This is a genomic window from Streptococcus sp. UMB0029 (assembly GCF_002871495.1).
Taxonomy (GTDB): domain Bacteria; phylum Bacillota; class Bacilli; order Lactobacillales; family Streptococcaceae; genus Streptococcus.
Genome location: NZ_PNGD01000002.1, coordinates 116355 through 142716, shown reverse-complemented (window position 1 = coordinate 142716; position 26362 = coordinate 116355). Strand labels below are relative to the sequence as shown.

Genomic DNA, 26362 nt, shown 5'->3' with positions numbered 1-26362 from the left:
TATAACAAGTTCAAAAAAGGAGGTCAATTTATCTGCTCATAGTCCAGTAGGCAGCCCCGTACTTCTGAGATAAAATAGAGAGATCCTGTAATGAACAATAAGTCCTGCGCGTCGGCTCTTTCTTCGAAACTGCTGATAAATTCTCGGTAAGAAGGAATGACGTCGTAACCCGTTACATCTGTCTCGTCCAGAGAACCTTGATAGTCAAAACCAGTCACCTTGAGTTCCACTTGAGGTAAATTTTCAGCCAAATAAGCCAACATCCCTTGATAATCCTTACGTTTTAAGGCTCCAAAGAGGATTTGAGGTCGATAACCTTCCTGCTCTTTTTCTTTGATAAACTCAACCAAGCGAGTCAAGGCAGGGAGGTTATGAGCACCATCCAAGTAAATCTGTGGACGAATACGCTCCAAACGACCAGCCCAATGGGTCTGTTTCAAGGCCTTTCTTACAGCCTGTTCATCAACAACTTCCTTTCCTTCTCCCATAAAAAGAAGAAAAGTTTGCAATGCCAAGGCCGCATTTTCCTGCTGATAGGCTCCTTCTAAACCTATTTTCAACTGCGAAAGATTCAGCAACGAACTTGAAAAATCACCATTCAGCATTGAAAAATCCTGACCTGCCTGATAAAGGTCAACAGCTAAAGATTCCGCTTTTTCCTGACAGACAAGGCTAGCTTCTGGAGCTAGCTTAGCAATCACTGCCTTCTTACCAGCCTTGAAAATACCAGCTTTTTGCTCTGCGATCGCTTCTAGACTATCGCCCAGAGTCTCCTGATGGTCAAGTCCGATGGAAGTGATAACAGCAATCTCTCCAGTTACCACATTAGTCGTGTCAAGTAGGCCACCAATTCCTACTTCTAATAAAACCAAATCCACTTCTTGCTCCCTAAAATAAAGAAAAGCAACTAAGGTCAGCAATTCAAAAAAGGACAACTGATCATGGGTTTGCAGAAGCGTTTTTTCCATCTCCTTGACCTGCTCCGCTAAACGGATAAAGTCTACATCAGCTATTGGTTGCCCATTAATACAGATTCGGTCATTGATAGAGACGATATGAGGGGAGGTAAAGGACGCAACTTTTTTGCCATGCCCCATAAATAACTCCCTCATAAAAGCAATGGTAGAACCTTTTCCATTAGTTCCTGTTACGTGGATAATAGGATAAGACTTCTCGGGATTCCCCAACAAATCCACCGCTTCTTGCATTCGGCCCAAACCTGATCGAAAATTCAAACCAATCCGACTATGGAGCCATTCTTCTACTTCAAACATATACATCTCCTTGACAAAAGTCCAATCAATTACCACATCAAAGCATGATGACTAATAAAAACAAGGCCAGGATTTTCGTCCCGACCTCTAACCTGGTTAGCTAATAACTAGCTCCTATGAATATTAACTTGGGCTAAAAACACCCCCAGACTTACCAGTCTCTCTTATTTAAAGGAACTGGGGTAAAAATATCCCCCGAACTTACTGACGGTTTTTATTTTTAGCGTCAGGCTAAAAACGTCCCCCGGACTGCCTGCGTTTCTAATTTCTAGCGCAGGGGTAAAAACGTCCCCTGGACGTTCCAACTCTTCTAATTTCTAGGAGTTGGGGTAAAAATATCCCCCGGACTTACTGACGGTTTTTATTTTTAGCGTCAGGCTAAAAACGTCCCCCAGACTGCCTGCGTTTCTAATTTCTAGCGCAGGGCTAAAAACGTCCACTGGACGTTCCAACTCTTCCAATTTCTAGGAGTTGGGCTGATACAGTCTCCCAGACTGTATCACTCCTCCATAAAGCTGTTGAAGACTTCTTCAATCATGTTCCATTCGTCTTCTGAGTCTTCTGGGATTGGTTGCAATTCGCCTTCTGTTCCATCTTCGTTTTCGATGAATGAGTAAGCTTGGATTTCAACTTGTCCGTCTTCGTCTTCTTCTGCGTTAACTGGCACTAGAAGAACATAGTTTTTACCAAATTCTTCTTTTCCGTCAATGGTCAAAAGGATTTCAAACAAGGTTTCATTTCCTTGCTCATCTACTAGTGTGATTAATTCACGTTCTTCGTGGTCGTGGTTATGATCGTGTGACATAGCCTCTCCTTTATATTAAAATTTTCTATCTAAATAATTTTGTAAAATCAGCTGAGCTGCTAACTTATCAATGACTTTCTTACGTTTATTGCGACTTATATCTGCTTGTTCAATCAACATGCGTTCCGCAGCAACTGTTGTCAAGCGTTCATCCTGATAGTCTACTGGTAAACCAAAAAGCTCTTCTAGCTTTGCTCCGTATGCCTGACTAGCTTCCACGCGCGGTCCGCTTGTATTGTTCATGTTTTTAGGTAAGCCCACTACAAATCGTTCCACCTTGTAAGCATCAACCAGCTCCTTAACGCGGTCAAAACCAAATTGGCCTTGCTCCTCATTGATTTGGATGATTTCAAGCCCTTGAGCTGTAAAACCGAGCGGATCGCTAATAGCCACCCCTACCGTTTTTGAACCGACGTCCAATCCCATAATTCTCATAGATTACAGATCGACTCCTTGTCCTTTAAGGTAGTAGCGAACCAATTCCTCAACGATTTCATCACGCTCATACTTACGGATTTGATTTCGTGCATTATTATAACGAGGAACGTAGGCAGGGTCTCCACTCAATACGTAACCTACGATTTGGTTAATCGGGTTGTAGCCCTTATCGTTCAACGAAGCATAGACATCAGTCAAAGTTTCGCTAATTTCTTTTTTATTGGAATCGTCCAATTTAAAACGTACTGTTTCTTCAGTAAATCCCATTCTAACACCCTCTTTCCTTAGAATAGTACCATTATAGCATAATTCCTTACCTTCTACAATTCAGGCAGTCTATTTATTTGGATTTTCTACTGTTCTGTCGCGCCATTTGCCAATCTGTCTGAAATATATTTGCTTGGTTCATTCTTCAAGAGATTCTCTAAGCCAATGTTCTTCAAATACTCCAACTGAGAAGCCTTCTTGACATCCAGAACTTGAAAATCAAAACTGGTCGTTGTTTGAAGTTCTGTTGCACTCAATAGTTTAGTTTCAAGCTTAAATCCTACTAATTTACGAGCTTCTATGATGGCCTCATCCTTCTCCTCTGCCTCGAGAAGAGCTTTTTGAGTTTCTTCCACTCCGTGTTGGTCAATATAGGTCTTCAACTCATCTGAGACTGGACGCTTTTGTTGAATAGTTAGGCTCAAAAAAGTCTTGTCTTTATAAGTAATGGTTTGGGTTTGCTGACTGTCATCATCTGACTTGGGCAAGACCAAAGTCTTGGTGACAACTGTATTCTTCTCAGCATTTTCAATAACTGGCAATGCCGACTGAAGCGTATCCTTTTCTGTTTTTGTAGCTGGTCCCGCTTCTTTTTTCTGTCCGCAACCAACCAGGACAAAAAGAAAAGCTAGACTAACAAGAACTATTTTTTTCATTTCTTTCTTCTTTCTTTTTGAGATTAAAATAGAATAAGACTGGGAATTGCTCCCAGCCTTGATGTTTATAGAGCTGCACGCAAACGCGCTTCTGCATTTTCTACATTACGGACAGAGCGTGGTAGGAAGGCACGAATATCGTCTTCCTTATAGCCAACTTGCAGGCGTTTTTCATCTACAAGAATTGGGCTCTTTAAAATTCTCGGTGTTTCCATAATCAGATTGAGGACTTCGTTGACACTCAAATCTTCAATATCCACTCCAAGGGCTTTGGCATAGCGATTTTTAGATGAAACGATGCTGGCTATTCCGTTATCTGTTTTGGTTAGAATATCCAGTAATTCTTCTCTAGTAATCCCTTCTTTACCAAGGTTTTGTTCTTTATAACTTAACTGGTGGGCATTGAGCCAGGTTTTCGCTTTTTTACAGCTAGTACAACTTGAGACTGTATAAATTTTAATCATGTACCTACCCCTTTCGCTACATGTTACTATCAGTTTAGTCTATTATACCATAAAAAACATCCGACTTGCGACCTATTTTTAAATTTTTTTGACTTTTTTCGTCATTTTCGTACTTTTTTCTTGACAAAATGAAATTTACAGCCATTCTTTATATTTCTTGATATAGATTTTTTTCACAATTGTCACGCTAATCATGTACAAAATGATGATAAAAATCAAAAAGATGAAATAAATCGGTTTCAAAGGAGTTAAATGAAGAAGGCTAGCTAGTGGACTGTAGGGAAGGAAGGTCACAAAGGCTGCAGCCAATAAGGTTGTCACAAGGACTAGCCAAGCTGGACGACTTTGTAAAAAGGGAATTTTAGCTGAACGCAACATATGGATAACCATGGTCTGCGACCACATGGACTCGATAAACCAACCCGTTTGGAACAAAACAATAAAGCCTACGGCAGACTCTGCCCCATGAACGTAAGTTTGACCTGTTGTCATAGGTACAATGATAAAATAAAGCAAACTGAAGGTCAAAATATCAAAGGCAGAAGAGATAGGTCCCATCCAAATCATGAAACGTGTGATGGACTTAGCTTCCCAGGTATGCGGATTTCTCAAAAAATCTTTATCCACCTTGTCAAAAGGCAAGGCAATACAAGACAAATCATAGACTAGATTTAGGATAATCAAATGAACTGGAGCCATCGGTAAAAATGGTAAAAAGATTCCAGAGACCAATAGGGATAAGATATTTCCAAAATTAGAACTCACTGTCATTTTGATATATTTGGTCATATTGGCATAAACCTTACGACCTTCAACAAGTCCTTTTTCAAGCACCATTAGATCCTTATCAAGCAGGATAACATCAGCTGTTTCTTTGGCAATATCTACTGCTGTATCAACAGAAATCCCCACATCTGCAACTTTCATAGAAGGAGCATCATTGATTCCATCTCCCATATAGCCAACAGCATGACCATTGGCCTTAAATTGCAAAATAATCCTTGCTTTTTGATCAGGAGAAAGTTTGGCAAAGACTGTTACCTCCTCTACGGCTTGGGCCAATTCTTGATCACTCATCTGATCAATTTCAGACCCCAACAGCATCTGATTGATATCCAAACCAACCTTTTCACAGACTGCTTGGGTAACTTTTTCGTTGTCTCCCGTCAAAATCTTTGTTTGAACCCCATGCTCTAACAGAGCCTTAATTGCTGGTGCTGCAGATGGTTTAGGAGGATCTAGGAAAGCTAAATAACCAGTTAGAATCATATCTCCTTCGTCATCAACTGTATAGGCATGACCTTCCCTCAAACCTGACTTATAGGCCACTCCCAAGACACGCAAACCTTGTTGATTTAGCTGTCTGACTTCTGCTAAGATTTCTTCTCTAATAGCATCTGTCAAGGGAGTAATCATTCCATGATACTCCGCATGACTGGAAATCATCAACATTTCCTCAAGAGCTCCCTTAGTTACCAAACTAACCGTTTCGTGTTCATCCTTAACGATAACACTCATCCGTCTACGTTCAAAATCAAAGGGAAGCTCATCTATTTTTTGAAAGGTTTGAGCCAGATTTTGGAGGATATCGTGTTCTTTTGCTTCCTTTTCAGTCCGTTTGATGATAGCTCTGTCCATCAAATTTTTCAAGCCAGTTTGAAAATAAGAATTGAGATAAGCTCGTCTCAAGACGGTCAAATCCAAGCGTCCGTGGATGTCCAAGGGATATTCTAGAACGATTTCATCTTGGGTTAGAGTTCCTGTCTTATCTGTACACAAGATATCAATCGCCCCTAAGTCCTGTATGGCATTGAGTTTCTTGATAACCACTTTTTCCTTGGCCATGATAATAGAACCCTTAGCTAGGCTAGCGGTAATAATCATAGGAAGCATCTCAGGTGTCAGCCCGACACCCACACTCAAGGCAAATACGCCAGCTTCCAGCCAGTCGCCATCTGTTAAACCATTGGACAAGAAAACGATGGGCACCATGACCAACATCAAACGGATCAAGAGCCAAGAGATACTATTCATCTCCCGCTCAAACGAAGTAGGCTCGTCATAGGTGTTCAGAGTCTGCTCAATGGCCCCCATCATGGTATCATCACCAACCGCCAAAACCACGGCCTTGGCACTACCAGACAAGACATTAGTTCCCATAAAAGCCAGGGATTCGGCTTCGAGAAGACTATCAGCTTGTTGAACTGTTGCCTTGGTCAATGCCAATTTTTCAACAGAATCACTTTCGCCTGTCAAGCCAGACTGTTGGACAAAGAAATCGCGTGACTCAAATAACAGAAGATCTGCTGGAATCATATCCCCAGCGCTTAATTTAACCACGTCACCTACTACCAAGTCATCGATAGGTACTTCTTGGATTTCTCCTTGACGAATGACAGTCGCTGTGTTGACAATCATTTTTGAAAGATTGGTGGCTGCCTTATCACTGCGGAGTTCTTGGACAAAGCGAATGCCTCCAGAAATGAGGACTAGGACAACGATGATAATAGAAGTCGTCGGATCCTCTTGACCTGGTTTTGCCAACCAGACATTGGTCACCAAGGAAATCACGGCGATGACCAGCAAGATGATTGTAAAAGGATTGATAATGGATTCGTAAATCTTTTTCAAAATCGAATCTTCTTGGCCTTTGGTAATCACATTTTCGCCATAGAGGTCACGATTTTTTTCGACTTGTTCCTCTATCAAACCGTTTAAACTGGTATGATAAAAAGTTAGACTCTCGTCTAAAGGGACTTGAATAGCTGTTGCTAATCTTTCTTTTGTAGTTTTCATTGGTTTCTCCTATCTGTATGAATGATGTGTTTCATACACAGAGACCAATCACTTTATAAGGGCAGAACGACACAAATCAGCGATTGGCTGTGTATGTGCGGTTCCGGATGATCGTCAATTTGCATCGTCTGTCTCCTTTCTTTGTTTTAAACAGTAGAAAATCCTACCATCAAAAAATGGCAGGATTAAAAAACTAATTATCTGTTTTTTCGTTCAAGCTTTAACTCCATAGGGCAATGTAATGAGCTTAGTCTTGGCCTTCGCGACCAGGACTGTTGACCAACTAGTAGTGTCTCCACTGCTTTGCGGTAGTCATCCGTATCCCTATGGTAGCCTCACCTACCGTTTTCGTCTTTCAGTATAAACCTTTAAAATTTAAAAGTCAATCATTTGAGTTGTTTGACTCTTAAATGACTATCAACTCTTTGGGAGCTAGGGTCAATAATTCACAACCTATCTCTGTAATCAAGATATCATCCTCGATACGAACGCCATATTTGCCTTCGATGTAGATACCCGGCTCGTCGGTCAAGGCCATACCCGCCTTAATAGTTTCTGTAGAAGTCTGGCTAAAGTAAGGCTCTTCATGAATATCCAGTCCAATACCGTGTCCGATTCCGTGGGTAAAGTAGTCGCCATAGCCTGCTTCGATGATAATATCACGAGGAATTTTGTCAAAGTCACGGAAACCTAATCCTGCCTTAGCTTGGTCAATCAAGGCTTGGTTGGCTTTCAAAACCGTATTGTAAATTTCTGCCTGCTCGTCGCTAACATGCCCTAGATAGATAGTCCGTGTCATATCACTGACATAGTGATCATAGAGACAGCCGAAGTCCATTGTAATAGCTTCTCCCAATTCCACTGGTTTGTGCATGGGATGGGCATGGGGTTTAGAAGAGTTGATACCGCTAGCTAGGATAGTGTCAAAAGACAAGCCAGATGCTCCCAACTCACGCATACGGAAGTCAAGGAAGTTGGCAATCTCAATTTCAGTTTTTCCTGGTTTGATAAAGTCAAGTGCATCGCGGAAAGCTTGGTCTGAGATAGAACAAGCCTTGCGAATAGTCGCAATCTCCTTCTCATCCTTAATCATTCGAAGACCTTCAACAAACTGAGTTTGTGGAAGCAAGTCAATTCCTTCAAAAGCTGCCTGCATACGGTGATAATAAGAGACCGAAATCTCGTCCTCAAAACCGATTCTAGACAAGTCCATATCCTTGACAATGCCTGCAATGACAGCCAATTCATCGCGGTCAGCCACAATCTCAAAACCTGTTACTTCTTGCTTAGCTGCGATGATATAGCGAGAGTCTGTCACCAAGACCTGACGGTCACGGCTAATAAAAACTGTTCCGTTCGAACCCCAAAAACCAGTCAAGTAGTAGACGTTTTTAAGGTTGTTGATAATGATGCCATCTAGTTCTTTTTCTTGCATTTTAGCGAGAAATGCTTGTACACGTTTATTCATGATGTAACTTTCCTTTCAAATACTGTCCTGTGTAGCTGGCTTCATTGGCCGCTACTTCTTCTGGAGTTCCTGTTGCGATGATGGTTCCACCACCGACACCGCCCTCAGGTCCCAAGTCAATAATATGGTCTGCCGTCTTGATAACATCCAGATTGTGCTCTATAACAAGGACTGTATTGCCATCGTCAACAAAGCGAGCTAAAACCTTGAGCAGGCGAGCAATATCCTCGGTATGAAGCCCTGTCGTCGGCTCATCCAGAATGTAGAAAGATTTTCCTGTCGAGCGTTTGTGGAGTTCGCTAGCTAACTTCATACGTTGGGCTTCTCCCCCAGAAAGAGTAGTAGCTGGTTGACCTAGCGTCACATAGCCCAGTCCCACATCCTTGATAGTCTGAAGTTTACGCTGAATTTTCGGAATGTGTTGGAAGAATTCCACCGCATCGTTGACGGTCATGTCCAAGACCTGCGAGATATTCTTTTCCTTGTAGTGAACTTCTAGGGTTTCACTGTTGTAGCGAGTCCCGTGGCAAACTTCACAGGCAACATAAACGTCTGGTAAGAAGTGCATTTCAATCTTGATAATCCCGTCACCTGAGCAGGCTTCACAACGGCCTCCCTTGACGTTGAAACTGAAACGGCCCTTCTTGTAGCCTCGAATCTTGGCTTCGTTTGTCTGGGCAAAAAGGTCACGTATATCGTCAAAAACTCCCGTATAGGTAGCCGGGTTAGACCTTGGCGTTCGTCCGATAGGGCTCTGGTCAATGTCGATCAAGCGGTCTACATGCTCAATACCTGTAATCGTTTTAAACTTACCAGGTTTGTCTGAATTACGGTTGAGCTTCTGAGCAATGGCTTTTTTGAGAATGCTGTTGATTAAGGTCGACTTGCCTGAGCCCGACACCCCTGTCACTGCGATAAATTTTCCTAGTGGGAAGCGAGCGGTGACATTTTGTAGGTTGTTCTCACGCGCTCCTGTAACCTCGATAAAACGACCATTCCCCACACGGCGCTCTTCTGGCACTGGAATGGCACGTTTGCCTGACAAGTACTGCCCTGTGATAGACTTACTGTTACGAGCTACCTGTTTAGGCGTACCTGCCGCAACAATTTCCCCACCAAAAACACCCGCACCAGGACCAACGTCAATCAGATAATCCGCCTCACGCATGGTATCTTCGTCATGTTCCACTACTATGAGAGTATTGCCCAAATCACGCATCTTTTTGAGACTGGCAATCAGACGGTCATTATCCCTCTGGTGAAGACCGATTGACGGCTCGTCTAGGATATAGAGGACACCTGATAAGTTAGAGCCAATCTGGGTCGCCAAGCGAATACGCTGACTTTCCCCACCTGAAAGGGTTCCTGCCGAACGGGACAGGGTTAGATAGTTAAGGCCCACGTTATTAAGGAAGGTCAAACGATCCTTGATTTCCTTGAGAATAGGCCGAGCAATGATGGCTTCATTTTCAGACAAGGTCAGCTGGCTCACCAAGTCCAAGTGGTCTGCGATAGATAGGTCTGAAATTTCTCCGATATGTGGTCCTTTCTCACCACCAACACGGACAGACAAAGCCTGGTCATTGAGGCGATAACCGTGACAGGTTCCGCAGGTCAGCTCATTCATGTAGAGACGCATCTGGGTGCGAGTGTAATCGCTGTTTGTCTCGTGATAACGACGCTTGATATTATTAACAACTCCCTCAAAAGGAATGTCAATATCGCGCACGCCACCAAATTCATTCTCATAGTGGAAATGGAATTCCTTACCATCAGATCCATAGAGAATCAAGTTCTTGTCTTCTTCTGACAAGTCCTCAAAAGGCTTATCCATATCCACTCCAAAAGCTGTCATAGCCTGCTCTAGCATATTTGGATAGTAGTTGGATGAGATAGGATTCCAAGGTGCTAGCGCTCCCTCACGTAAGGTTTTGCTGGCATCTGGTACTACCAAATCAGTATCCACCTCCAGCTTAATACCCAAACCATCACACTCACTACATGAGCCAAAAGGAGCATTGAAGGAGAAAAGACGTGGCTCTAACTCTGGAACAGTAAAGCCACAAACTGGACAGGCATAATGCTCAGAGAAGAGCAACTCAGAGTCGTCCATAGTATCGATAATGACATAACCTTCTGCAATACGAAGGGCAGCCTCAATGGAATCAAAGAGACGACTACGGATACCCTCCTTGATAACAATACGGTCAACCACGACATCAATATTGTGTTGCTTACTCTTAGACAACTCTGGCACTTCGGTCACATCATAGACTTCCCCATCCACACGGACACGAACATACCCATCTTTCTGAATCTTTTCAATAATGCTCTTGTGCTGTCCTTTTTTCTTGCGAATAACTGGGGCTAAGATTTGCAGACGTTGGCGTTCAGGTAACTCCAAAACCTTATCCACAATTTGCTCCACAGAAGAAGCCTTGATAGCTCCATGTCCGTTGATACAGTAAGGTGTCCCCACACGCGCGTAGAGGAGACGCAGATAATCATTGATTTCAGTCGTCGTTCCCACCGTCGAGCGAGGGTTTTTGCTAGTCGTTTTCTGGTCAATGGAAATAGCTGGGCTGAGACCATCAATGGCATCTACATCTGGTTTTTCCATATTTCCCAAGAACTGGCGAGCGTAGGCTGACAAACTCTCCACATAGCGACGTTGTCCCTCCGCATAGAGAGTGTCAAAGGCCAGACTGGATTTCCCTGAGCCTGACAAGCCGGTCACAACAACCAACTTGTCTCGCGGAATCTCCACATCAATATTTTTTAAATTGTGGGCACGCGCCCCATGAATGATAATTTTATCTTGCATCTTTGTTCTTTCTAGTCCATTATTGCTTACCATTATACCAAAAAAAGTGAGATTCTATTACCCAAAAGGCCGATTTTGTAGTATAATCAAGAACTGCTTATTTTATGTTTCTTTGGGGCTTCCTAACCCTTATATCACGCGCTTTTTAATAAAAATCACTAATATTACTGTTTACTACTTGCTCCCCCAAAGTACGCAAAAAGGGGAGCAAAAAAGCCCCACAAAAGGGCTAGGATTTGACGAATTCAGCAGGCAAGAAACTAGCACGGTCAAACGTGCTTTTTTTATTGCTGGTTGCTGATAGGTATATTATACCATGAAGCGCGTGGTTTATAAGATTATGACCTCACAAAAGCCCCCAGATTCGTTTCTGAGGGCTTGTAGTTTATCCATGGTTGTTTTAGTTGTCCAGTACGAAACAAAGCAAAATAGGGGGCGAATATGAAGCCTCAGCCTACATTTGCCAACATTTACGCTTCTAATTCTTGTAGTAAGGTTAAATCTAAACCATCAAGGTCAACATCTATTTCAAAATCCATGTTTAAATCTATTTCCATATCCTCTAATTGGATATTCTCCAAATCAATCAAAAAATCTTCAATCATGTCATCCCCCCTCACTTAAATCTCAACATTTCTCAACAAAACACCCCAAACGCCTACTTATATGCTTCTAGCTCTCCGTTCTGGTGGATTCTCGCAAAATTTAAGACGGCTATCTGTTTATATCGGTGGTAGCTAGTGGATTTTGTCCCAGCAATTTCTAAACATTCGCTTACTGTTTTCTTTCTCATGTAGCAATAATGGATAATAAAGTATTTTCTGGCTCGCTTGTTCTCTATGCCATTGATGTCTTGGGCGAATATTTCCAACCCCTCACGGATTGCTTTTTCATGCTCACCGCTCAAATTCCACTGATCAGGTAAGACAAGTCCCCAAGCCTCTTCATCTATCGTAACTTGGTTTTCACTCCCTGCCATCCTCTGGAAACGTAGAAAGTAAGTCATCCGCTCTCTGACGTTCATCATCGTTTTAAACTTATCCAGCTCCATTAGTTCGCTCCTTTGTGATATAATTAGTCTAAAGAGAAGTGAGGTAGAGATAATAGTGTCGCTACGCAACTTCATAGTATGAGATGACGGGACAGGCACACCGTCCACTACTCTTTAGCGCTTAGATTGTTCTAGGCGTTTTTTTGTGCTCACCTATTACCCCACATTTGCTAAGTGTTCTATGGCTTTTTGCCTTACTCGATATACCGAGGCTGTAGATACACCTATTTCCTCAGCAACTTGCCAAGCGTCAAGATCATTCAAGTAAAAAAATCTTAGAACAGAACGCTCAAGCGGATTGGCCAGTTTATCAATCAGCCTAGATATTCCCATTCTCTCTTCAGTAAGTCGCTCAATTCTCTGTAAAGTGTCCTCTTTTAGTTTTAGAACGCTTATAAGGTTATTCTCTGCTGTATTTACCCTGCTTGTTTGTACTCTAGTAGTGCTCAGTTCTTGCTTTTTGATAATACCACTTTCTAAAGCTGCAAGCTCCAAATATAAGCCTTCTATTTCTTTATTGATCCACTTAACGCCCTCTAGTTTTTCTTTTACCTGCTCTGGTGTCATGCCTTGGCCTCCTGTGTGATATAATAATATTATTGAGATTATAGCTGAGGCGGAGTGCCTTGGCTTTTTTGCATTTTCTCTATGTTCGCTCTTAGTTCAAGGATTAATCTGTTCCCCGGGAGAAAAAATGTACAATGACGGGTGAAGCTCATAGAAGCGCGTGGGGAGGGAGATAACCCCCGTATCTCCTTATGGTTTGATAAGCAATTAAGGGACGTTTTTATCTCCCTTATTTCCTTGTCATTCTGCAAGCAATTAAGGCAAGTTATTTCTTTGCTTATCTGCTTATCATTTGGTAAGCAACAAATCCAAAATAACAGACTTTTAAATTGCTCTTATTTCCCTGTCATTTTGTAAGGAAAAAATCCAAATTAAGGAAGCTAATAAGTCTCCTTATCTCCTTACAGTTTCTCAGGGAGCAAAATCAAAATAAGCGATGTTATTTCCTGTCTTATTTCCTTACCGTTTGACAAGGAGAAAAACGAAAATAAGGAGCTTTTAAATTCGTCTTAACTCCCTATCGTTTTGTAAGCAATTAAGAAGGCTTATTGTCGTCCTTATCTGCTTGTCGTTCTGCAAGGAGTAAATCCGAAATAAGAGGGCTAAAAACTTCGCTTATCTGCTTGTCGTTTCTCAGGGAGTTAAGGAGGGTTTTTATTGCTCTTATCTGCTTGATAAATGATAGGGGAATATAGCCACTTTCTCGGCGTTCGCTCGGAGTTCAACACACATAACCCTGCCATTTGTCAGGCATATTTACTGCCACTACCTAACCAAAATCTTACCATTTTTTGGAACGCTTACCGCACCCTTTTTTGGAACGCTCTGCTTACTTAAACCCTTGATATATCTAGCTTTTTTAACATTCAAACCGTCTAATATGTAGTATTTGTTCGTTTTGTAAATTACACACTACTTCATATTGTCTCACAATCTCGAACCATTCAGCCAAAATCTATCCCCTTTTTCAATATACTTCAAAAACTTCTTATAGTGCTTATGATACCTGTCACGTTTCATATACCTTGGTCTTTCAGGGAAACCATCAAACATATATCTACCACGTCTAGGACTCCACCCTGGTTCTACCTTTCTAGCTTCTTTTAGTGCAAGCTCCCAGTAGTATTGGCAATCCGTTTTACTGCGGTTCAGGGTATGCTTGTGGATATCTAGACAGGTACCGCAACTAAAATACAAATACCGTTTATAAAGCAACCTGCACCGTCTACCACAATCAGGGCAAAGAAAAAAATATCGATTACCTCCCTTAGTTCCTGCTATTCTGTCTAATTCAAATGACTCTCCACCAAAATCAATTATTAAATTATCCAAATCAATCTCTAAACGTTGACCGTCCAACTCGGCTATACCCTTAGATATTCCTCTCAGCTTCATTGGTTTAGTGATTGTTTCTATTGCTAACCGCTTCATTATTTCCCTCTATATGGAAAAACCCAAAACTATTGGGTTCAGTAGTAGTGAAACCACAAAAAGAGGCAATGCCCCTTTGCTATTATTCTTCACTGAGTAAGCCACTTACTACCACATCACGGACAAATTGAGCTTGTTTTTCTTTGGGTAGTTGCAAAGCTTCAAGTAAAGACTCTAGAACTTGCTTGTCAGTTCCTGCAATCAACTTCTTAATGATATTCTGGAATTGTCCTTCCAAGTACTCGCAAAAATGTATCCGCTGTGCTTGTGTCGGCTGCACTGGTACTGGTGAGCTATCTGCAATCAGCAAGAAGCAGGCTTCCGCGATTTGGGCGAATAACTTTGCACGCGCTTCAGGGTGTCTGTATAACTCATAGGCATTTATGCTGGTGTCTTCCGTCCGAAGCTTCTCACCTAGTTCAATCAGTTTAGGCGTATCTTCAAGACATACTGGTGTTGCATCCGCCATAAAATCGTCACGTTTGCGATTGAGTTCCTCCAGTTCCTGATCTGCCTGTTCAAAGTATGCTGGTTCTATCATGGAATTCCTCCTTTTTTATTTGGTTAAAAATTACGCTTCATCCTCTTGTCTTTGATGTCTGTCATGTTGTATACATTCCCCTCTGACCGTTTGCCAATGCGACTGACTAGCTTATCATTATAGATTCTGGCCAGCTCTTTTCCGTTGTGATTGGTGTTGATGATAGTTGTGTCTCGCTTATCAAAAATCTTGAAAAGAAAGGCCTGTACCCAATTATTAGCTTCATTTTTTTGGCTATTCATAACGCTTTCTGTTCCTAAATCATCAATAAAGAGATAGTCAACCTCAGTCAGCAACTTCAAGGCATCATACTCTGTAAAATCACTCTGTCTATACTGCCAACCTGACTGAATGCGCGTGATAATCTCAGTAATACTGACAAAAAGCACACTCTTAGGCTCATTCCTAGACTTATAGCCCTCGTTAATGACTTTGGCCATAGAATAGCATAAATGACTTTTGCCAGTACCTGGATTGCCCATAATTAGCGTGTTCCCTGTCATACCGTTTAGGTACTCCTTAGCTTGTTTGATAGCAAACTCCTTGGCCTCGTGTTCCTCTTTTGTCTCGGCTTTGAAAGTGCTAAAAGAGGCCTCTCTCAGCTCATTTGACACCGTACTTTCACGCGCTAGCACATCATAGGTTGAAGAGTCCAGATCATGGCCTAGGGCTTTTTCTATGCCCTCTAGTTCCGTCTGTTTGATGTTCTCCCTAGTGCATTCCATACAGTAGGGTGATGTATAACCATCTGGCTTTTTGAATTGTACTAGGTTAATCTGATGAGTTGGGCAAAGCTCATCAGTGACCTTTATTTTTTCATTGAGCTGGTCTGTATTCAGTAATTCCATTGTTTCTCCTCTCCGTCAGTAGATAAACGGGTCTTGAATATCATCGTCAGACTGACCTTGTTTCTTTTGCTGAAACAGTCTCTGTTCATCTTCGACTTGTACCATGGTTCTAATACCATTCTGTCGCCAGTTCTTGAGTATTGAATTGATATAGCTAAAAGATCGCTTGCCGTTATCTGCAGCCTTGTCTATAGCAATCTTGATAACCTCTAGCTCCATACCGTCAAGAGTGAGGTAGTCAGTCAGTATTTGATATTGTTGCCCATCCATAACCCCTATACGCTTTTGGTAATAGTTAGAGATTTCAGCAGTAGGAGCAGAAGAAGTTTTTTTCTCTATCTCTTCTTCTAACTCTTTCTCTATCTCTTTCTCTATCTCTGTCTTACATGTAGTTAACAATGTAAGATTGTCAGATGACATTGTAAGATTTTCCTTTTGTTCTCGTTGCTGTTTCCGATATTCTCGCATGTATGCTGCTTGGTTGGTTTCCTGCTGTACCAAGGCTTTTGCCTGCGGTAGTTCTGCGTTTTTATCTTCATCAACTTGTATTAGACCACACTTAGTAAAGTATGCCATGGTCATATCTATATCATCTTCCGATACGTCTAATTTTAGGGCTAACTCTTCCTTGAGATTGTCAAAGTAACCCTCATAGTATAAAATACAGTCACTTTCTAAGCTCTCTAGCATGAGCCTAATATAAATCACCGTCATAGTGTACCCACCAGGTACCGTTTTTAGTCTCTTGATAAAAATATTATCAAAAAATTTCTTATCAATTTTTAGCCAAAAATATATTTTAGTTTTTGCCATTCTCCACCCCCAGAAACTTCCAGATGTCCGTAACTTTGTAATAGATTTTCCTAGTATCTTCTAGTGGTGGCTGATACCGTCTTAGCCCTGCTTTTTCCCACTTTTGGAGTGTCATGTATTTTATATCTAACTCGTCCATGACTTCCTGGGCTGATATTAAGCCTGTCAGTCGTGGTTTGACTGTATCACGCGCTTCCAGGTATCTTTCCACTACCTCCAGAATACCATGCGCTAGGTCTTGCTCGCTTTCTCGGCTTAGGCTAAACATATCCGCCCACCTCCTTCAAGGTTTCTTTGTAGCTTTCTAGGTCGCTGTTCATCAACACCGCTAGGCGCTTTTCTTCTTCTCGTATCTGATTGTAAAATGTTTTTGCACCGTCCAGTAGCTCCTCTTTGTTAGCAGGGATAAAATATCCTCTAAATGTCCCATGGCGAACCCCAACAATAGGAACGCTATGGCGCGTGATTAGACGGCTGATAATATCTTGCACGGTTCTTTCTGCTAGCTTAGTGATCAGGCTGATTTCTGCCCCTGTTATGGAGTTTTCAGCCCCTACCTTGATTAGTCTTAATACTCGTTTGTCATTCTCTGATAGACTCATTCAGTGCCTCCGTAAACTCTTACCCCTGCAAGCTGGATATATCGCCCATAATCAGGGTTTAAATCCTCGCTAGGTGTTTCTATCGTCTGTTGGTTTTCTCGCTCAAATTGGGCGCTTTTTTTGCGGTCTAGGTGGTTTAAATAAAGCAGTAGTCCAATCAGTACCACGGAAAAGATAAGTGCCTGTGTGTTGGTTAAATCTAGTTCGTTCATGTTATGCCCTCGCTTGATAATTCTTAATATATTCCGCTTGTTTAGGTTGTTCCATATTCAGCAAGCCGTCTTCGGCTTGTGCCATTTCTTTAATATCTTTAGTCATGGTATGCCTCCAGCTCTTTAGCGTTGTCATTGTTCAAAAGCAAAAAGGCTATTTCATTTAGACGATCGTATAGCTTTTCATTCTGGGCGTATGCTGTATTAGCGTATTTTTTAGCAAGCCATAAGAACGTGGTTGTATCTTTCTGTAGTGCAAACTCAAGCCCTTCAAGAGCTAGGTTATTCATTTCTAAAATATTCATGATGTCGGTTAATTCGTTCCCTAATTCTGCTAGTTTCTTAGCCGATAATAGAACTTGTTGGCTTGATGTTGCTTTTTTTGTTGTCATGTTTTTTACCTCTTTTTCTATCTTTTTATACTTGCCCTGATGGCTTTTTAATGCTTTTTTCTTGTACTGAAGTTCCTCACGCTCTCGGTCGCCAAACTTCTGAGCGTGGGGCTTTTTGAGTTGTTTCTTATACAGGATATCCTCACGCTCAGACTCGCCAAATTGAAAGCGTGAGAAAGTACCAGTTTTAAGAGTTGGCGCTCTCCGTATGGTCAAATTGCCCTAAATATGATATAATCTAGGTATAAATCTTTACTAAAACCTCTTTGATAATAGCTTGCCTGCTTTGTTAAATTCGTTTTAGTGTTAGTGTGAAAGGCTCTGCGGTGTGGTTATTGCTAAGCCTTTTTTTGTTGCTCTCACGCGCTTCTTTGGCGTGTTTTTTTATTTCTGAATGCCATAGCTTTGATTTCCTGATAACTCATATTCAAGCCAATCATGGCTATTACCATATCCTCAAATGCCTGGTATTGCTCCAGCTCGTCACTGGTCAAGCTATCGATTCCATTATAGCCCCCACGTTCTTCCCTTAACTGCTTCGCGTTCCTGTCGGTTACTGCTTTCAGTAGCAGGTTGTTCATGGTGCTATGCGGGTGCTTGGGTGCATTAGTCCATGTCTCAATACTGTCATGCAAGGTTTTTCTTTTTGGCTTTTCTAGCGCCCTCTGCATACGGAACTTAGAAAGTTCATCACGCATTTCAAAGAAGGCTTTGACTAGGTTCTTCTTAAACTCTTTTACGGGTTCTGTATTTCGTAAGTAAGTGATCAGCAATGTTGCTTGTTGTTCATTTAAAATATAGTCCCGTACATTTTGCCCACTCTCTGAAGGTGAAATTTTAAATTGCACCTTTCCAAAACTCTCAAAGTCCTCTCGGTGCTTATTCAGTAAAATCTTCAAATGTCTGTGCTTAACTTCAGCACATTCAGCTATGATTGCACTCGTAGTATACGGCTCTTTTTTACCGTCCATGTAAACAATGTTCATGGTGTCCCTCCTAATCTTCAACGGTAAGTAGTTCGTCAATGGTAACGCCTAGATACTCGGCTACCTTTTGCAAGGTTTCAATATCTGGGCGCTTTGTGCGTTCATAGTATAGTGATATGAGTGCGCTTTTTGATATGCCTGTTGCCTTGTGAACGTCACTAACTTTTTTACGTTGTTTTGCTAATATGACACGAAAATTATTGTTCATATCGTCAACCCCTCTCGTTATTATTCTATGCAATAATTATCGCATAGAATAATAATAACCAATAAAAAATAAATTGTCAACAAAAAAATTATTCTTTGCGATAATTTTTTATTGTGTATTTCAGAAGATAATTGTAAAATGTATCTAAGGAGGGATAGTTGTGATAAAAAATAATTTAGCAAATATCTTGAAGACAAAAGAAAAAACAGCTGCATGGCTATCAGTTAAAACTGGAATAACTCCAGCAGCCTTGTCTAAAATTGTTAATAACAGCAGTACAAAAATAGATTACATAACATTAAATAAAATTTGTTTGGCGCTAAAAATAGAACCAAAGGATTTTTTTGACTTTTTACCCTATGATTACGAAGTAGAAAGTATATACGATAATAAAGATATAAAAGTTTCTCTAAAATCATTTGAATTAGATGAAAAGCCTAACAGTTCTCAAATAGAGAGTTTGGATTTTTATCAGCATCAAGCAGATAATATAGATATTGAAGTTAGTTGTGATTTTGGGTTAGAAGTTAATTTTATGAATACCCCAATGGGAGATAATTTTAGTATCTGGTATATTTCAGCTTACTTTTATGATTTGGATTATAATTCATTTACTGTTAGCATAGATATTGATGATGATAGTATAGGCTTTCTAAAAAAATACATTGCACCATATGATAAGGGCGAATTATTTAAAATAATTAAGCGTGAAATAATTTCAAAAATTCAATCCAATTATTTCGATTGGTTCGAAAATCAATATGGAAAAGTTAGTAAAGAAGAATATGGATTTTTAAAATCATTAAATTGGTGGATTGGTGAAGGTACTCAGGATTACAAAGTGAATGATGAAGATATTCAAGTAATGATTGATATTGAAAAGAAAGACTAACCCACGCGCCACAATGTTCAACAATCCTGAAGCGCGTGCTTTCTCGGAGTTCGCTCGTGCTTCAACCCAACATAAGCCCCATATCTACTAATTTTGTTGATGTCAACAAATGTCAACCACTTACAATGTTTTAGAAAGGATACTTTATTATGGAACTCCAACAGTACGATGAATTAACTTTTGAAAATATCAAACACATAGACGAAAATGGAGTAGAATTTTGGTACGCTCGGGACTTACAAAAGACCCTTGAGTATACAGAATGGAGGAACTTTCTTCTAGTAATTGATAAGGCAAAGATAGCTTGTGATACCGCCAAAAACCCCATTGTAGAGCATTTTGTTGACGTCAACAAGTCAATTTCAAACGGTTATAATACAACAAGAGATATCAAAGATTTTAAACTTACTCGTTACGCTTGTTACCTTATTGTCCAAAATGGTGACCCACGAAAAGAAGTTATAGCACTTGGCCAAACCTATTTCGCGTTGAAAACTCGTCAACAAGAGCTACAAGAAAACTTTGACAATCTTACCGAAGAACAGAAACGCCTTGCTATCCGTGATGAAATAAAACATCACAATAAATCATTATCTGAATCTGCTGGCAATGCTGGCGTTAAAAACTTTGGAAGATTTCACAACTCAGGATACAAGGGGTTATATGGTGGGTTAACTATGCAGGATATTCATAACCTCAAAGAACTAAACGAAGGGGAGCATATTCTGGATTTTATGGGGAGTGCTGAATTAGCTGCTAATTTATTCCGTGCCACTCAGACCGACGAAGTTCTACGACGTAGAAACATAAAAGGCGAAGATCTCGCAAATGATACCCATTTCAACGTAGGGCGAACCATTAGAAATACCATGAAAGAACTTGGAACAACCATGCCGGAGAATCTCCCTACTCCTCGTGAAAGTATACAAGAGTTAAAAAATAAACAGAAAGAACTTGAAAAACAAGCCGATAATAACCAACTTTCGCTCTTTGATGATATGTAATAGTGGGCAATATTAGCCCCGTATCCGCCTTGTTTTTTATTCTGGTATTATTTGCCATCTGACTCTTTAAAATCGAATACAGGGCAAACTATGAAGCCCTAGCATGATATAAAACCTTTTTGATAATAGCTTGCCTGCTGATGTATTTTAGAAAGGTTTATCATCATGAAAATAACTGAAGTTATAAAAAAAGACGGTAGTAAAGTCTATCGTGCTAATGTATATCTAGGAGTTGACCAGGTAACAGGAAAGAAAGTAAAAACCAAGGTAACGGGGCGAACACAAAAGGAAGTAAAACAGAAAGCCAATCAAGAAAAAATAGCTTTTCAAAAAGCAGGATCTACTAGACAAAAGGCTAGCACCATAAAAAACTATCAAGAATTAGCCAATCTCTGGTTAGAAAGTTATAAGAATACGGTTAAGCCAAACACTCAAGGCAATGTTAGAAAGCTAATCGATAATCATATACTGCCCATTTTCGGGGCTTACAAGCTCGATAAGCTCACTACTCCACTTATCCAGTCAATTATCAACAAACTTGCTGACAAGACTAATAGAGGGGAAAAAGGGGCTTTTCTACATTATGACAAGATACACGCTTTAAACAAACGTATCTTACAGTATGGCGTAACCATGCAGGCTATACCGTCCAATCCTGCGCGTGATGTGGTTTTACCTCGTAACACTCAGAAAGCAAAGCGGAAAAAAGTAAAGCACTTTGAAAATCAAGAACTAAAAAAGTTTCTTGGTTATCTCGATAATTTAGATAGCGATAGATATCGTTACTACTATGAGACAACGCTCTATAAGTTCCTATTGGCTACTGGTTGCCGTATCAATGAGGCTCTAGCGCTTAGCTGGTCTGATATTGACTTAGACGGTGCCGTTGTACACATCACCAAAACACTAAATCGGGATTTAGAAATCAATAGCCCAAAATCTAAGGCTAGTTATCGGGATATAGATATAGATCAAGCGACTGTTAGCATGCTAAAGCAGTACAAACTACGCCAAACTAAAGAGGCTTGGAAGATAGGGCAACGTGAAAGCGTGGTATTTTCTGATTTCATTCATGAGTATCCTAGCAGTTCAAGACTTAAAAGAAGATTGCAAACACATTTTAAGCGTGCTGACGTTCCTAACATTGGCTTTCACGGATTCCGTCACACTCACGCTAGTCTCTTGCTTAACTCTGGAATACCATACAAGGAACTCCAGTACCGCCTAGGTCATTCCACTTTATCAATGACCATGGATATATATAGTCACCTCTCAAAAGAGAACGCAAAAAAAGCAGTATCATTCTACGAAACTGCACTAAAAGCACTATAGGGGGAGCAAAAAGGGGAGCAAATTCAAAAATCAACGTTTCAAGACAAAGTAAAAATCCAATAGCAACAGGATTTTTGTTAGATTTATTTTGAAAAAGGCCGATTTTGTAGTATAATAGTACGGTGTGAAAAAATCTGAAAAATGAGGAAGGATAAGGGATATGAAACAAGTTTTTCTCTCTACAACAACTGAATTTAAAGAGATCGATACACTTGAACCGGGTACTTGGATCAATCTCGTCAATCCAACTCAACATGAATCACTCGAAATCGCCAACGCCTTCGATATCGATATTGCCGATCTTCGAGCACCGCTCGATGCGGAAGAAATGTCTCGTATTACCATTGAAGACGAGTATACCCTGATTATCGTAGACGTACCGGTCACAGAGGAAAGAAATAACCGCACCTACTACGTAACCATCCCGCTTGGTATTATCATCACCGAGGAAACCATTATCACTACGTGTTTGGAACCATTACCAGTCCTCGATGTCTTTATCAACCGTCGATTGCGTAATTTCTACACCTTCATGCGTTCGCGTTTCATCTTCCAGATTCTCTATCGCAATGCAGAGCTTTACCTAACAGCCCTTCGTTCAATCGACCGTAAGAGTGAGCAAATCGAAAGTCAACTGCATCAATCAACTCGTAATGAAGAATTGATTGAGCTCATGGAATTGGAAAAAACCATCGTCTATTTCAAGGCTTCCCTCAAAACAAATGAGCGCGTGATTAAGAAATTGACCAGCTCAACCAGCAACATCAAGAAATACCTTGAGGACGAAGACCTGCTTGAAGACACCCTGATTGAAACCCAACAGGCCATCGAGATGGCAGATATCTATGGAAATGTCTTACACTCTATGACAGAGACCTTTGCCTCTATCATTTCCAACAACCAGAACAACATCATGAAAACCTTAGCCCTTGTGACCATCGTCATGTCCATCCCAACCATGGTCTTCTCTGCCTACGGGATGAACTTTAAGGATAATGAAATCCCCCTAAACGGCGAGCCAAATGCTTTCTGGTTAATCGTCTTTATTGCCTTTGCTATGAGTGTCTCGCTCACTCTCTATCTCATCCATAAAAAATGGTTCTAAGAGGAGTTCCTATGTCTCAGATTGATCTACAAAAATTAACTAAGAAAAACCAAGAGTTTATCCACATCGCTACCCAACAATTCATCAAAGATGGGAAAACAGACGCTGAAATCAAGACTATTTTTGAGGAAGTTATTCCCCAAATCCTTGAAGAGCAAGCCAAAGGTACAACTGCTCGTTCCCTCTATGGTGCACCGACCCATTGGGCTCATAATTTCACTGTCAAGGAACAATATGAAAAAGAGCATCCAAAAGAAAATGATGATCCAAAACTCATGATTATGGATTCAGCTCTTTTCATCACTAGCCTCTTTGCCCTCGTCAGCGCCCTCACAACTTTCTTTGCGGCAGATCAAGCTTTCGGCTATGGATTTGTCACTCTCCTATTAGTTGGACTGGTTGGAGGATTTGCCTTCTACTTGATGTACTACTTTGTTTACCAGTATTATGGACCAGACATGGATCGCAGTCAACGCCCACCTTTCTGGAAATCTGTACTAGTTATCCTAGCTTCTATGTTCCTTTGGTTGCTTGTCTTCTTTGCAACAAGCTTCCTACCAGCTAGCCTTAACCCAGTGCTTGCTCCATTGCCACTAGCTATTATCGGAGCAGCCCTCCTAGCCCTTCGCTTCTATCTCAAGAAACGCTTGAATATCCGCAGCGCAAGTGCAGGACCAACACGCTATTAAGAAGAATGATAAAAGCAACTGCAGGTGCGGTTGCTTTTTCACTTACTTTCTTGATTTTAAAGTATTCTTCTGACATCCCACATAGCTCTATCTAATCTTTTGTGATAAAATAGGCTCAATCTATTTCTAGGAGGGTAAAATATGATTTCTACTATTGGTATTGTTAGTTTATCTAGTGGCATTATCGGAGAGGACTTTGTCAAACACGAAGTGGACTTGGGTGTCCAACGTCTCAAGGACCTGGGACTCAATCCCATCTTTTTGCCCCATTCGTTAAAAGGATTAGACTTTATCAAGGACCATCCTGAAGCGCGTGCGGAAGATTTGATGCAGGCCTTTTCTGATGATAGCATTGACATGATCCTATGTGCCATCGGTGGAGACGATACCTATCGTTTGTTGCCCTACCTTTTTGAAAATGACCAACTAGAAAAAGTTATCAAACAAAAGATTTTTCTTGGCTTCTCAGATACAACCATGAACCATCTCATGTTGCATAAACTAGGTGTTAAAACTTTTTATGGTCAATCCTTTTTAGCAGATATTTGTGAATTGAACAAGGAGATGTTGCCCTATAGTCTCCACTACTTTAAAGAATTGATTGAGACGGGAAGAATCTCAGAAATCCGCCCTAGCGACGTTTGGTATGAGGAACGGACTGACTTTAGTCCCAAGGCCCTGGGAACAGCTCGTATCAGTCATGCAAATACCGGTTTTGACTTGTTGCAAGGAAATGCCCAGTTCGAGGGAGAAATCCTCGGTGGTTGTCTCGAATCCCTCTACGATATCTTTGACAACTCTCGATACGCAGACAGCACGGAGCTCTGCCAAAAGTACAAACTTTTCCCTGACTTGTCAAAACGGGAAGGAAAAATTCTCTTGCTAGAAACAAGCGAAGAAAAGCCTGATCCAGAAGACTTTAAAAAGATGTTGCGAACTTTAAAAGATACTGGCATTTTCGAGGTCATCAGTGGACTCTTGGTCGGAAAACCTATGGATGAAACTTTCTATGACGACTATAAAGAGGCACTATTGGATATTATTGACAGCAATATCCCGATTGTCTATAATCTGAATGTCGGCCACGCAACTCCAAGAGCCATTGTTCCCTTTGGCGTTCACGCCTATGTAGATGCACAGGAGCAAGTCATCCGATTTGACTATACCAAATAAAGCTGGGAAGAATTTCTCAGCTTTTTTCTATATTCTCAGATATTCTAGTTACCTACACCCACTAATTGCTGTTTTTCCACTCACAATCATTCTCATGGTCATCAACCAGACCTGCAGCCTGTAGAAAAGACAAGACAGCGACTGGTCCTGTGAACTTGAAGCCTCGTTTTTTAAGATCTTTGGCTAATTTCTCTGACAAGGGTGTTTTAGCTGGGGCTTGGCGGTAATCAGGAACATCGTTAACGATCGTTTTCCCCTCAACAAAAGACCAAAGATAGGCATCAAAAGAGCCATATTCTTCCTGTAGTCGTAAAAATGCTTGGGCGTTAGCGCGTGTAGCAAAAATCTTGGCTCTATTTCGGATAATGGCTGGATTCTCCAGCAAGTTTTCCAATTCGGTGTCGGTCATCTCTGCGACTGCTTGAATTTGATAGCCATGAAAGGCTTCTCGGAAAGCCTGGCGTTTGTTTAGTACCGTTTCCCAAGACAAGCCTGCCTGATAGGTTTCCATACACAACAACTCAAACAATGCTTGGTCATCATGGAGGGGCTGCCCCCACTCCTCATCATGATAGGCTATATAGAGCGGATTGGTCATCTTGACCCACGAACAACGTTTTGTCATGTTCTGCTCCTATTTGACCAACATTTTAAGGGCCGACTTGATATAGTTCTCAGCTGTATCTGTCGTTCCTTCAAAGAATTTCTTGATTTTCTTGAGCTCGGTTGCCTTGTAGCCCAGAGCCAACATGGCTTCCATGGCTTCTTCCAGTTCTTGGTTTTCAGCGCTAGCTTGCACTGCCACCTTGGCAGGAAGATTATCTCCTGCAACTACTACCTTGCCTTCCAAGTCCAACACCATCTGCTGGGCTGTTTTCTTGCCAATTTTAGGAAACTTGGTTAAGTAGGTAATGTTCTTGGTTTCGATGGCTTGAACCAAGCCAGAATTGTCATCGGCAGCGATAATAGCAAGAGCTGATACAGGACCAATCCCAGAGACCGAAATCAGACTGAGAAAGAGCTTCTTCTCGTCTTCTGAGCGAAATCCATAAAGCAGCTGAGCATCCTCACGCACAACCTGATGAACATAAATCTGAGCTTCTTGATTGACCTGTCCTGAGTAGGCATAGGGATTGGCTACATGCAGGATATAACCGATACCGTTGACTTCAAGAACAATGTATTTAGCAGTGATTTTGGTAATGATTCCTTTTAAATATTCGTACATAGTTTTCCTTTTCTCTTATTTCGTTTATCTAGTATATCATATTTTCTTTAGCTTAGGAGCGAGAATCGATTATCACAAACACAGTATATCAAAAATAATCTGTATTTATCTGTTGACATATTCAAAATTAAGTACTATAATCATTTGTAATTGAATAACTATCTTCAGGGCAGGGTGCAATTCCCTACCGGTGGTATAGCCCACGAGCCGAAAGGCATGATTTGGTGAAATTCCAAAGCCGACAGTATAGTCTGGATGAAAGAAGATGAAAGTATATTTGTGCTTTTCGCGTGCTC

General features: G+C 41.0%; 30 protein-coding genes and 2 riboswitches. Of the genes, 6 read left to right on the top strand and 24 right to left on the bottom strand.

All coding sequences use genetic code 11. The features are described 5' to 3' along the window. Window positions 1–23 precede the first annotated feature (23 nt). The 22 genes from CJ239_RS01740 to CJ239_RS01630 all read right to left on the bottom strand — a co-directional run bounded on the left by CJ239_RS01740 (window position 24) and on the right by CJ239_RS01630 (window position 18643). Window positions 24–1274, bottom strand: coding sequence for a folylpolyglutamate synthase/dihydrofolate synthase family protein (locus tag CJ239_RS01740; RefSeq protein ID WP_102210333.1), 1251 nt, complete (start codon window positions 1272–1274; stop codon window positions 24–26). 499 nt (window positions 1275–1773) lie between these two features. After that, a complete protein-coding gene (locus tag CJ239_RS01735) occupies window positions 1774–2079 on the bottom strand; it encodes a DUF1292 domain-containing protein (protein WP_000017620.1) in 306 nt (101 codons plus the stop codon). A 15-nt stretch (window positions 2080–2094) separates the two neighbouring features. Beyond that, on the bottom strand, window positions 2095–2514 hold the full coding sequence (ruvX, locus tag CJ239_RS01730) for a Holliday junction resolvase RuvX (protein ID WP_033609357.1): 420 nt from the start codon (window positions 2512–2514) through the stop codon (window positions 2095–2097). Window positions 2515–2517: 3 nt separating this feature from the next. After that, window positions 2518–2784, bottom strand: a complete 267-nt coding sequence (locus CJ239_RS01725; RefSeq protein WP_000507059.1) for an IreB family regulatory phosphoprotein — start codon at window positions 2782–2784, stop codon at window positions 2518–2520. An 86-nt stretch (window positions 2785–2870) separates the two neighbouring features. Continuing rightward, window positions 2871–3440 (bottom strand): SP0191 family lipoprotein, encoded by a 570-nt coding sequence (locus CJ239_RS01720; RefSeq protein ID WP_102210332.1) that lies wholly within the window; start codon window positions 3438–3440, stop codon window positions 2871–2873. A 65-nt stretch (window positions 3441–3505) separates the two neighbouring features. Further along, the gene (spx, locus tag CJ239_RS01715) at window positions 3506–3904 is read right to left on the bottom strand and encodes a transcriptional regulator Spx (protein WP_000591165.1); all 399 of its coding nucleotides are present in this window, start codon (window positions 3902–3904) and stop codon (window positions 3506–3508) included. Between the two features lie 135 nt (window positions 3905–4039). Further along, window positions 4040–6700 (bottom strand): magnesium-translocating P-type ATPase, encoded by a 2661-nt coding sequence (gene mgtA, locus CJ239_RS01705; protein ID WP_102210331.1) that lies wholly within the window; start codon window positions 6698–6700, stop codon window positions 4040–4042. Between the two features lie 197 nt (window positions 6701–6897). Next, window positions 6898–7049: riboswitch (M-box (ykoK) riboswitch) on the bottom strand. A 57-nt stretch (window positions 7050–7106) separates the two neighbouring features. Further along, the gene (locus CJ239_RS01700; protein WP_102210330.1) at window positions 7107–8168 is read right to left on the bottom strand and encodes a Xaa-Pro peptidase family protein; all 1062 of its coding nucleotides are present in this window, start codon (window positions 8166–8168) and stop codon (window positions 7107–7109) included. Then, complete coding sequence (gene uvrA, locus CJ239_RS01695; RefSeq protein ID WP_102210329.1) at window positions 8161–10992, bottom strand: excinuclease ABC subunit UvrA; 2832 nt, start codon at window positions 10990–10992, stop codon at window positions 8161–8163. Before uvrA ends, CJ239_RS01700 begins: the two co-directional genes overlap by 8 nt. A gap of 470 nt (window positions 10993–11462) precedes the next feature. Beyond that, on the bottom strand, window positions 11463–11597 hold the full coding sequence (locus CJ239_RS11970; protein ID WP_257994393.1) for a hypothetical protein: 135 nt from the start codon (window positions 11595–11597) through the stop codon (window positions 11463–11465). Window positions 11598–11650: 53 nt separating this feature from the next. Further along, window positions 11651–12043 carry a transcriptional regulator gene (locus tag CJ239_RS01690; protein ID WP_102210328.1) on the bottom strand — a complete coding sequence of 131 codons (393 nt, stop codon included), beginning with the start codon at window positions 12041–12043 and terminating at the stop codon, window positions 11651–11653. Between the two features lie 156 nt (window positions 12044–12199). Beyond that, window positions 12200–12610, bottom strand: coding sequence for a DUF1492 domain-containing protein (locus CJ239_RS01685; protein ID WP_102210327.1), 411 nt, complete (start codon window positions 12608–12610; stop codon window positions 12200–12202). A gap of 927 nt (window positions 12611–13537) precedes the next feature. Beyond that, window positions 13538–14041 (bottom strand): hypothetical protein, encoded by a 504-nt coding sequence (locus tag CJ239_RS01675; protein ID WP_102210326.1) that lies wholly within the window; start codon window positions 14039–14041, stop codon window positions 13538–13540. 82 nt (window positions 14042–14123) lie between these two features. Further along, window positions 14124–14582 (bottom strand): hypothetical protein, encoded by a 459-nt coding sequence (locus CJ239_RS01670; RefSeq protein WP_049531940.1) that lies wholly within the window; start codon window positions 14580–14582, stop codon window positions 14124–14126. A 23-nt stretch (window positions 14583–14605) separates the two neighbouring features. Beyond that, window positions 14606–15430 (bottom strand): ATP-binding protein, encoded by an 825-nt coding sequence (locus tag CJ239_RS01665; protein ID WP_045605147.1) that lies wholly within the window; start codon window positions 15428–15430, stop codon window positions 14606–14608. A 15-nt stretch (window positions 15431–15445) separates the two neighbouring features. Continuing rightward, on the bottom strand, window positions 15446–16243 hold the full coding sequence (locus CJ239_RS01660; protein WP_102210325.1) for a DnaD domain protein: 798 nt from the start codon (window positions 16241–16243) through the stop codon (window positions 15446–15448). Further along, entirely contained in the window at window positions 16230–16511 is a 282-nt protein-coding gene (locus tag CJ239_RS01655; RefSeq protein WP_102210324.1) for a transcriptional regulator, read from the bottom strand. Before CJ239_RS01655 ends, CJ239_RS01660 begins: the two co-directional genes overlap by 14 nt. Beyond that, window positions 16504–16845: a hypothetical protein gene (locus CJ239_RS01650; RefSeq protein WP_000058833.1), complete on the bottom strand. Its 342-nt coding sequence runs from the start codon at window positions 16843–16845 to the stop codon at window positions 16504–16506. Before CJ239_RS01650 ends, CJ239_RS01655 begins: the two co-directional genes overlap by 8 nt. After that, complete coding sequence (locus CJ239_RS01645) at window positions 16842–17057, bottom strand: hypothetical protein (protein ID WP_102210323.1); 216 nt, start codon at window positions 17055–17057, stop codon at window positions 16842–16844. Before CJ239_RS01645 ends, CJ239_RS01650 begins: the two co-directional genes overlap by 4 nt. Window positions 17058–17155: 98 nt before the next feature. Continuing rightward, window positions 17156–17449 carry a hypothetical protein gene (locus CJ239_RS01640; protein ID WP_102210374.1) on the bottom strand — a complete coding sequence of 98 codons (294 nt, stop codon included), beginning with the start codon at window positions 17447–17449 and terminating at the stop codon, window positions 17156–17158. 359 nt (window positions 17450–17808) lie between these two features. Next, a complete protein-coding gene (locus CJ239_RS01635; RefSeq protein ID WP_102210322.1) occupies window positions 17809–18435 on the bottom strand; it encodes a Rha family transcriptional regulator in 627 nt (208 codons plus the stop codon). A 10-nt stretch (window positions 18436–18445) separates the two neighbouring features. Next, window positions 18446–18643, bottom strand: a complete 198-nt coding sequence (locus CJ239_RS01630; protein WP_084889433.1) for a helix-turn-helix transcriptional regulator — start codon at window positions 18641–18643, stop codon at window positions 18446–18448. A gap of 160 nt (window positions 18644–18803) precedes the next feature. Between CJ239_RS01630 and CJ239_RS01625 the strand changes: the two genes are divergently transcribed. From CJ239_RS01625 to CJ239_RS01600, 6 genes are all read left to right on the top strand, one after another. Then, a complete protein-coding gene (locus tag CJ239_RS01625; RefSeq protein WP_180958183.1) occupies window positions 18804–19535 on the top strand; it encodes a helix-turn-helix transcriptional regulator in 732 nt (243 codons plus the stop codon). Window positions 19536–19684: 149 nt separating this feature from the next. Beyond that, window positions 19685–20539 carry a DNA damage-inducible protein D gene (gene dinD / locus CJ239_RS01620; protein ID WP_020902143.1) on the top strand — a complete coding sequence of 285 codons (855 nt, stop codon included), beginning with the start codon at window positions 19685–19687 and terminating at the stop codon, window positions 20537–20539. A gap of 165 nt (window positions 20540–20704) precedes the next feature. Further along, complete coding sequence (locus tag CJ239_RS01615; RefSeq protein ID WP_102210320.1) at window positions 20705–21871, top strand: site-specific integrase; 1167 nt, start codon at window positions 20705–20707, stop codon at window positions 21869–21871. A 160-nt stretch (window positions 21872–22031) separates the two neighbouring features. Continuing rightward, window positions 22032–22976, top strand: coding sequence for a magnesium transporter CorA family protein (locus tag CJ239_RS01610; protein ID WP_023945117.1), 945 nt, complete (start codon window positions 22032–22034; stop codon window positions 22974–22976). Between the two features lie 11 nt (window positions 22977–22987). Next, window positions 22988–23665, top strand: coding sequence for a DUF1129 domain-containing protein (locus CJ239_RS01605; protein ID WP_102210319.1), 678 nt, complete (start codon window positions 22988–22990; stop codon window positions 23663–23665). A 141-nt stretch (window positions 23666–23806) separates the two neighbouring features. Continuing rightward, complete coding sequence (locus tag CJ239_RS01600) at window positions 23807–24838, top strand: S66 peptidase family protein (protein WP_102210318.1); 1032 nt, start codon at window positions 23807–23809, stop codon at window positions 24836–24838. Window positions 24839–24899: 61 nt separating this feature from the next. On the opposite strand, the gene CJ239_RS01595 is transcribed toward CJ239_RS01600, so the two are convergent. After that, window positions 24900–25463, bottom strand: a complete 564-nt coding sequence (locus CJ239_RS01595) for a DNA-3-methyladenine glycosylase I (protein WP_102210317.1) — start codon at window positions 25461–25463, stop codon at window positions 24900–24902. Window positions 25464–25472: 9 nt separating this feature from the next. Further along, window positions 25473–26066, bottom strand: coding sequence for a Holliday junction branch migration protein RuvA (gene ruvA / locus CJ239_RS01590; RefSeq protein ID WP_102210316.1), 594 nt, complete (start codon window positions 26064–26066; stop codon window positions 25473–25475). Window positions 26067–26222: 156 nt separating this feature from the next. Further along, a riboswitch (FMN riboswitch) is annotated at window positions 26223–26337 on the top strand. Window positions 26338–26362: the final 25 nt, after the last annotated feature.

Bases quoted from the DNA above. Each gene is read 5' to 3' on its own strand.
- CJ239_RS01655 (WP_102210324.1), bottom strand. From the start codon at position 16,511: ATGTTTAGCCTAAGCCGAGAAAGCGAGCAAGACCTAGCGCATGGTATT.
- CJ239_RS01665 (WP_045605147.1), bottom strand. From the start codon at position 15,430: ATGGAATTACTGAATACAGACCAGCTCAATGAAAAAATAAAGGTCACT.
- CJ239_RS01630 (WP_084889433.1), bottom strand. From the start codon at position 18,643: ATGAACAATAATTTTCGTGTCATATTAGCAAAACAACGTAAAAAAGTT.
- CJ239_RS01740 (WP_102210333.1), bottom strand. From the start codon at position 1,274: ATGTTTGAAGTAGAAGAATGGCTCCATAGTCGGATTGGTTTGAATTTT.
- uvrA (WP_102210329.1), bottom strand. From the start codon at position 10,992: ATGCAAGATAAAATTATCATTCATGGGGCGCGTGCCCACAATTTAAAA.
- CJ239_RS01605 (WP_102210319.1), top strand. From the start codon at position 22,988: ATGTCTCAGATTGATCTACAAAAATTAACTAAGAAAAACCAAGAGTTT.
- CJ239_RS01645 (WP_102210323.1), bottom strand. From the start codon at position 17,057: ATGAACGAACTAGATTTAACCAACACACAGGCACTTATCTTTTCCGTG.
- CJ239_RS01670 (WP_049531940.1), bottom strand. From the start codon at position 14,582: ATGATAGAACCAGCATACTTTGAACAGGCAGATCAGGAACTGGAGGAA.
- CJ239_RS01615 (WP_102210320.1), top strand. From the start codon at position 20,705: ATGAAAATAACTGAAGTTATAAAAAAAGACGGTAGTAAAGTCTATCGT.
- ruvA (WP_102210316.1), bottom strand. From the start codon at position 26,066: ATGTACGAATATTTAAAAGGAATCATTACCAAAATCACTGCTAAATAC.
- CJ239_RS01640 (WP_102210374.1), bottom strand. From the start codon at position 17,449: ATGACAACAAAAAAAGCAACATCAAGCCAACAAGTTCTATTATCGGCT.
- CJ239_RS01595 (WP_102210317.1), bottom strand. From the start codon at position 25,463: ATGACAAAACGTTGTTCGTGGGTCAAGATGACCAATCCGCTCTATATA.
- CJ239_RS01675 (WP_102210326.1), bottom strand. From the start codon at position 14,041: ATGAAGCGGTTAGCAATAGAAACAATCACTAAACCAATGAAGCTGAGA.
- CJ239_RS01610 (WP_023945117.1), top strand. From the start codon at position 22,032: ATGAAACAAGTTTTTCTCTCTACAACAACTGAATTTAAAGAGATCGAT.
- CJ239_RS01600 (WP_102210318.1), top strand. From the start codon at position 23,807: ATGATTTCTACTATTGGTATTGTTAGTTTATCTAGTGGCATTATCGGA.
- CJ239_RS01650 (WP_000058833.1), bottom strand. From the start codon at position 16,845: ATGAGTCTATCAGAGAATGACAAACGAGTATTAAGACTAATCAAGGTA.
- CJ239_RS01735 (WP_000017620.1), bottom strand. From the start codon at position 2,079: ATGTCACACGATCATAACCACGACCACGAAGAACGTGAATTAATCACA.
- CJ239_RS01690 (WP_102210328.1), bottom strand. From the start codon at position 12,043: ATGGAGCTGGATAAGTTTAAAACGATGATGAACGTCAGAGAGCGGATG.
- dinD (WP_020902143.1), top strand. From the start codon at position 19,685: ATGGAACTCCAACAGTACGATGAATTAACTTTTGAAAATATCAAACAC.
- CJ239_RS01635 (WP_102210322.1), bottom strand. From the start codon at position 18,435: ATGAACATTGTTTACATGGACGGTAAAAAAGAGCCGTATACTACGAGT.
- ruvX (WP_033609357.1), bottom strand. From the start codon at position 2,514: ATGAGAATTATGGGATTGGACGTCGGTTCAAAAACGGTAGGGGTGGCT.
- CJ239_RS11970 (WP_257994393.1), bottom strand. From the start codon at position 11,597: ATGATTGAAGATTTTTTGATTGATTTGGAGAATATCCAATTAGAGGAT.
- CJ239_RS01720 (WP_102210332.1), bottom strand. From the start codon at position 3,440: ATGAAAAAAATAGTTCTTGTTAGTCTAGCTTTTCTTTTTGTCCTGGTT.
- CJ239_RS01660 (WP_102210325.1), bottom strand. From the start codon at position 16,243: ATGGCAAAAACTAAAATATATTTTTGGCTAAAAATTGATAAGAAATTT.
- spx (WP_000591165.1), bottom strand. From the start codon at position 3,904: ATGATTAAAATTTATACAGTCTCAAGTTGTACTAGCTGTAAAAAAGCG.
- CJ239_RS01725 (WP_000507059.1), bottom strand. From the start codon at position 2,784: ATGGGATTTACTGAAGAAACAGTACGTTTTAAATTGGACGATTCCAAT.
- CJ239_RS01700 (WP_102210330.1), bottom strand. From the start codon at position 8,168: ATGAATAAACGTGTACAAGCATTTCTCGCTAAAATGCAAGAAAAAGAA.
- CJ239_RS01685 (WP_102210327.1), bottom strand. From the start codon at position 12,610: ATGACACCAGAGCAGGTAAAAGAAAAACTAGAGGGCGTTAAGTGGATC.
- mgtA (WP_102210331.1), bottom strand. From the start codon at position 6,700: ATGAAAACTACAAAAGAAAGATTAGCAACAGCTATTCAAGTCCCTTTA.